At 39.6% G+C, this 6,700-nt stretch carries 3 protein-coding genes; 1 reads left to right on the forward strand and 2 read right to left on the reverse strand.

Annotated features, from left to right (window positions below; all coding sequences use genetic code 11):
- Position 1: 1 nt before the first annotated feature.
- Both ACE3G9_RS09430 and ACE3G9_RS09435 read right to left on the reverse strand, forming a co-directional pair.
- Positions 2–1,942, reverse strand: coding sequence for a bifunctional diguanylate cyclase/phosphodiesterase (locus tag ACE3G9_RS09430; RefSeq protein WP_417880881.1), 1,941 nt, complete (start codon positions 1,940–1,942; stop codon positions 2–4).
- Between the two features lie 103 nt (positions 1,943–2,045).
- Positions 2,046–3,443 (reverse strand): HlyD family type I secretion periplasmic adaptor subunit, encoded by a 1,398-nt coding sequence (locus tag ACE3G9_RS09435; RefSeq protein ID WP_089139924.1) that lies wholly within the window; start codon positions 3,441–3,443, stop codon positions 2,046–2,048.
- Between the two features lie 467 nt (positions 3,444–3,910).
- On the opposite strand from ACE3G9_RS09435, the gene ACE3G9_RS09440 reads away from it, so the two are divergent.
- Positions 3,911–6,700: retention module-containing protein (locus ACE3G9_RS09440; RefSeq protein WP_449218994.1), on the forward strand; the 2,790-nt coding region annotated here is incomplete at its 3' end.

Genomic DNA, 6,700 nt, shown 5'->3' on the forward strand with positions numbered 1-6,700 from the left:
ATTATGCCTGACCTTCAGTAACATTATTAATTTGCTCAGTAACAAAACCTTGGAAACCACCAAGTTCGAGTTCGATCAGTTTGTTTTTCTGTTCTATTGTTTCTACACGAGAAGCAATAGTGGTGATTGATAAGTTGGCGGCAGTACGTGCAATGGAGAAAACAACATCTGCTTTTTCGTTATCATCTATTTGAGTAGTGTAGGCAAAATCCAATTTGACATAAGCAGGGCGGTAGGCATTGAGATAGTCAATCGAACCAAAGTTATGACCAAAGTTATCGATACCAAAACTGTATTTATGTGAAGTAATGATGTTACACAGTAGTTTGGTGTTATCTGGCTGCTTAATAAAGCAAATTTCAGGAATCTCAAACAATATGCGGTTGGCATATTCAGGATTGCTTTCCATTTTTTGGCTTAACCAGCGCATAAAGCCAGTATCATTAACACTGCTTTGAGTTAAGTTAACTGCAATTGGATATTTCGGATCGTACATATCGACTTGTTCAAATACTGCGTCGATGATGTACATATCAAAGTCTTGGCCTTTATCTAGGCTTTCAAGGGCATTCAAAAAGCTACCTGCTGAATAGCGAGTGTCGTCTTTTTGTATAGCAGCAAATACTTCTTGGTGGAGCATTTGATTATTGCTGTCGATAGCTTTCTGGTAGTTGAAAATAAATTCTTTATTAGCAATGGCTTCATCTACGATGGCTTTCCATTGTTGTTTACCAAAGTTTGGTTGGCTTTCATCACTGTCTGCAAGAACCAAGATCATTGGTTCTTCGCGATTAGCACGAGCTTGTACTAAGCCGTTATCAGCGCGAGCAAGGAGATCTGAAATACTGTCGTCAGTTTGCTTCATAATTAAAGCAACAGCAGCTTGAAGTGGGGCAATATCAAGTGGATCGTTTTGTAATTCGGCGACACGGTTAAGCATAGCGCGACCCAACTCAAGCATATCTTCATCTGATATGTTTGGAGCTAATAGCATAAACTCAGAATTGTTTAAACGAGCAATATTGAACTCATCTGAAGAAATTTCCATTAATGATGCAGCAAAGCTACGAGTCAGTTCATCACCTTGGATATATCCTTCTTTTTCATACACGTCATCAAGTTGATCGACCTTGAGAAGGGCAATACCACCTGTTGACCCGCTTTCAATCCAAGATTTAAGTTGAGTCATCATGTATTTGCGATTAGCCAATCCTGATACTGGATCTTGGTACGCACGAACACGTAGTTTGTTTGCTTCTTCTGATTGTTGTTCAAAGTGTGTACGCAGTTGCTTGGTTATTTGATTAAATGCTGAAACGACATCATTTAATTCTCGGTATTTAGAGGTTTCCAATACTTCATCAAATTTATTGTTAGCAAGATTTTGAGCGCTAACTTGGATAATCTGTAACGGTACTAAAATTCGACGGAATACTATCGATAATCCTACAATCAGAATCACGCCACAAAATGTTAGAGCAAAAAGAATAGATTTAGTGTTATTCCACAGCTTTTCATAAACAAAGGTAGGGCGATTGATTACTTTTAGATTGGCTAATGGTTGCCAGTTAGAGCTGATTTGTACCGTTTTCTGGATAGGTTTAATATTCGATAATGTCATAAACCAACTAGGTATAGAATCTTTGGGTTCTTTGAAATTGAGCTTAATGGCTTCACTCGATGTAATTGATATCAGAGTTGCCGATTGATAGTTATGATTATCAAATATTTTCTTGATAATAGTTTGAGCTTCTTCTAAATCGTCACCTTGTAGATAAGGTGAAAGAGCAAAAGTGGCAGCATTTAATGTGTCATCGAAGCGAACCGTTTGTTGTTCGATTAAGTCGTTACGCGTGTGATGGAATTCAAGGGCAAATAAAACTACGGATATAGTGATAAAAATCCCCATACTCCAAGTTAATAGCTGTTTGTACAATGTCATATCATTTCTCATTAAATAATTATGGTAATAGACCAAGAGAGATAAACTGATTTTTTCGACTGAAAACCAACTTGCAGAAATCGTTATAATGACTTGATGATGCTTATTGTTCTCTTAGTGCAGAATTGGTGGCTTTGAGAACCGGTTTTAATAGGTAGCCCATTACGGTGCGTTTGCCGGTAATAATATCGGCCGAGGCAGTCATACCAGGAATAATTGGTAAGGATGCTCCGTCTTTATTGGTTAAAGCACTTTCATTGGTTCGAATTTTAACCTGGTAGAAGCTATTACCTTCGTCATCTTGAATCGTGTCTGCACTGATTGTTTCAACCGTACCTTCAAGGCCACCGTAGGTAGAGAAGTTGTAGGCGGTAAATTTAATTAATGCTGGTAATCCAGGGTGTAAGAAACCGATATCTTGAGGGGCAATTTTCGCTTCAATGAGTAAGGTATCTTCTGTTGGTACAATCTCGATTAAATCCATACCAGGCTGGATAACTCCACCGATAGTATTGATATAAATTTTTTGAATAGTGCCGGTAACAGGTGAGGTAACGACGGTGCGGTTTACTTTATCTTGTAATCCAACTTGAGATTCACTTTGGCTAGATAATTGTGCACTGACCTTATTTAATTCGTTTTGATTATCACTACGATACTTTAGAGCAATGTCTAAGTATTTTAATATCGCTTCATGGACTGCAGATTCAGCAACCGGGATCTGCATTTTGGTTGAAGTCAAATCACGACGAGTATCAATCAACTGACGACGTAATTTTAACAATTCAATTTCGGGGACCACGCCATCTTTTGCTAATGGCTCTGTTATATTAAATTCGTGACTTGCCACATTATAACTACTTTGTAGGCTTCTATAACGTGAGCGGTTTTCATCTAGTTCACGTTGTTTTTGTGTGACCTGTTGTCTTGCAACTGACAATTGGTTCTCAAGGTTAGACACGTTACCTTGATATTCACTTAACTGACGAGTAACCAATATTGGGTGCTTTTTTGCAAAATCTTCATCGAACATAGGAAGAATTGACTCATCTACAATAACGCTATCTTCCCAATTACTGGTTTGCTTCGCTTTTTTCGTATCAATTTTTACGGCAGAAATTTGTGCTTTTAGACGAAATTGGTCGGCTTGCATATTGGCAATATCAGAAGCTTTGCCTTGAAAGTCAGAGCGCGCTTGTGTGTCATCAATTAAAAGTAGACGTTGGCCTTTTTTAACCGGTTGGCCTTCACGAACAAGCACTTGTTTAACAATACCACCCTCAAGGTTTTGTATCACTTGCATCTGAGTGGATGGAATAACTTTAGCCGTTCCTGTCGTTACTTTATCAAGCTTAGTCAGAGATGCCCAAATGATCGCGATAATAAAAAAAGCCACGATTGTCCAGAGCATGATTTTGGTCGTATAAGTGGTGCTTAGCATTAATGCTGATGACTTATCATCGACGAAGTCTAGTTGTTCGGTGGTGAGTTTTTTTTTCATTGAATTACCAAGAGCAAGCGAAGCTTATTACCCAATAGATAGTGTTGTGTTAGTCATGCGTTAGTGATGAACTATTTTATCATCAACTTTGTAAGAATAATCACTGCGATAAATGATGACATCTTTTAATTTATATTATATAGAAATAATGCTTTAAGTCACCTATATTCACAGTTGCGAATATATTAATGATTATAGACTGTTATGTCCTACATTACCTACATGATGTTTGGATTGGTTAAAACAGTGAATAAATTGAATGAAACGATTGTTAGTGGTATAATTACAATCGTTTTATTTCTATCTAGCAGAACTATTGTTTAACCTCTATTGTGATATAAATATAGAGGTGTTCTTACTTTTGCTTAAGCTTGTTTATTGCTGCTTTAAGATTAAATTCCTATAAATATAAGATTGGCTTATCCTGGTTTTTTAAGGAAACAATCAACTAACAGATTGAGTTATCTATGGAAAATAATATCCCTTCTTCAAATGTCACCAATGTTAACGTTGAAAGTGGTTCAGTTTTTGTCATTAAAGCTGGTCAGGGAGCTGTGTTGGTTACAGGAAATTATCAGTTGAAGTCTGATGAGGTTTTATTGGTGACTCCAGAGGCAAACGTAACTGTCTCTGGACAAGGACAACAAGTACACATCCATAATACTCAATCGACCGTATCTATTGTACCAAATGCAACTGGGCCTGTGGCGACTACATTGGGACCACAAGTTCAAATTAACGCTGAAAATGCACAAAATGCGAATTTTACTGAATCGGATATTGCGAATATCCAACGCTCGGTAATGAACCTGCAAGATCCTAGTCAAGATATTATGAACCCTGTAAATTCGGATGAACAAGGTTCTCAATCAAATCAAACTGATGATATTGCCGCTATTCAGCAAAGTATTTTGGCAGGACAAGATCCAACTCAAGAAGCAGAAGCACCAGCAGCAGGTGAGGGCGCGGGCGACACCGCTAATAACTCTTTTGTATCGATTGACTACAATTATGACGCTGTTTTAACTCACGCGGGATACGATACTAAAGGTTTTGAACGTGAATACCGTGATGAAGAAGATGAACGAGGCGTTCTTATTGCTGACGGTGGTGAAAACCTTGCCGTTGAAGTTACAGAAGGTGATTTAGACAGTGGTGATGGTTACCCAACTGAAAGTATAGCTTCGGTTGTAGTTGAAAAAGGTACCTATGCTCTTGATCCAAATTCGTTTTATATCCCGGAAGAAAGCGTAGATTCTTTACTTGGTGAATTAAATTCTGAGATCACATCAGGTGGTGAACCTGTTGTATTTACTTACGATGCGGAAACCAATACTTTCACGGGTATGCAAGATGGTGAACCAGTCGTTTCATTTGATGTTGATTTCGTTGCCCTACCCAACGGTGATGTAACCGTTTCTATTACCACAACGGTTAATCAACCTATCGATCATATTTCAGGTGACACCACAGGTATAGTGAGTAATCAAGGGGATGATATTCATATTGAGTTCCCAGTATCGGGGATGGATATCAATGGTAATGAAATCAAAGAACCGATTAATATCGAAATTGATGTTAATGATGGTGCCAATGAACAATTTGGTACCGACTCAGGCACCACGATCAATGAAACTGATGACCGTGATTTAATTGTAGATGGCCAAGTACCATTGGATCTTGGTAGTGATGAAATTGCCACTATTACGTTTGATCCAAACCAACCCTCATTAGAAGGGTTAACGAGCAATGGTGAACCTACAGAATATACCGTTGATGGTAATGTAGTAATTGTAACAGATATTAATGGCGAACCAGTTTTAACTGTTGAGGTTCAGACCGATGGATCTTATACCGTTCAAGCCACTGGTCCACTTGACCAGGATGCAGACGATATAATAAATCTAAATTTAGGTATTACTGCAACAGATGATGATGGTGATACTGCTAACGGTACAATTGTTATCAATATTGAAGATGGTGAGAATGCTGCTGATGTTAGTGACGTTGTCACAATAGCTGAGGGCGATCTGGAAAACCCAGCAGCAGGTAACGCATATCCTGTACATGGCACGAGTAGCGTTACCATTACTGCAATAGATGATAACTTAAATCCTTCTACATTACGTTTAAGTGAAGAAGGCAAAGCCCAGCTAGTTTCTGGAATGGGTAAAATTACGATCCATAATGGTCAGCCAATTGAATTTACCATGACCACCGATGAAAACGGTGTGGTAACCATTTCTGCAGTCGATGGTGATGGAAATCCAGTTCTTGACATCACCATGACCCCGACCATGTCTGAAAATGGTGATGTGACGGTTGTCACCGATGTCAATCAATATCAACCGCTTGATGAAAAAGAGGGTACTGGAGATACAACCGGTCTTATCACCAATAATGATGACACTATTTCGGTTGACTTACCGCTAGAAATTGATGACACCGATGGTGATACTTCAAATGTTGATATCACGGTGAATTTTGTTGATGGTGAAGATCCAAGTTTTGGTGACAATACCGAGATTGCTGAGATCACTGAAAATGACGGTGAACAAACGGCCAATGGCAGCATTGAATTTGACCAGGGCAGTGATTACGTTGACCAAATTGTCTTTGACCCAAGTCAACCGTCTCTCACTGGCATCACCAGTAATGGTGAAGCGACTCACATTGATACTGCGGCACTGGCAAAGGATCCAAGCACGTTAACCTTGTTGGATGTTGATAATAACCCTGTGATGAGCGTGACCATCGATGCGGATGGTAATTACACGGTGACGCAATACCAACCGATTGATCAAGATGACAGTGACATCACCAACATTGCGTTGAATGTTTCTGGTACGGATAACGATGGTGATACCGCTAACGGTACCATCAATATCGTGATTAATGACGGCGCGAATGCTCCGGATGTGAGTGATACGGTCGATGTCATCGAAGGTGATGTTGATACTGGAGCTGTGGATGCGGATGGCAACCCTGTCCAGACATACCCTGTAGAAGGCCATGGCTCAATCACGATCGCATCGCCAAGTGATAACTTGGTCGCAGGCTCACTGCGTTTAAGCGAAGCGGGTAAAGCCGCTCTACAAAATGAGATGTCAGAAGTCACCATCAACGGTGGCGATCCAGTCGAGTTCAGCATGACGACCGATGACAATGGTGTGATCACCATCACCGGTGTGGATGGCGAGGGCAACCCAGTTCTTGACATCACCATGACCCCGACCATGTCTGAAAATGGTGATGTG

The organism is Vibrio sp. E150_018 (genome assembly GCF_053544035.1).

Coding starts and splice junctions, on each gene's coding strand:
- ACE3G9_RS09430 (WP_417880881.1), bottom strand. CDS start 1,942: ATGACATTGTACAAACAGCTATTAACTTGGAGTATGGGGATTTTTATC.
- ACE3G9_RS09435 (WP_089139924.1), bottom strand. CDS start 3,443: ATGAAAAAAAAACTCACCACCGAACAACTAGACTTCGTCGATGATAAG.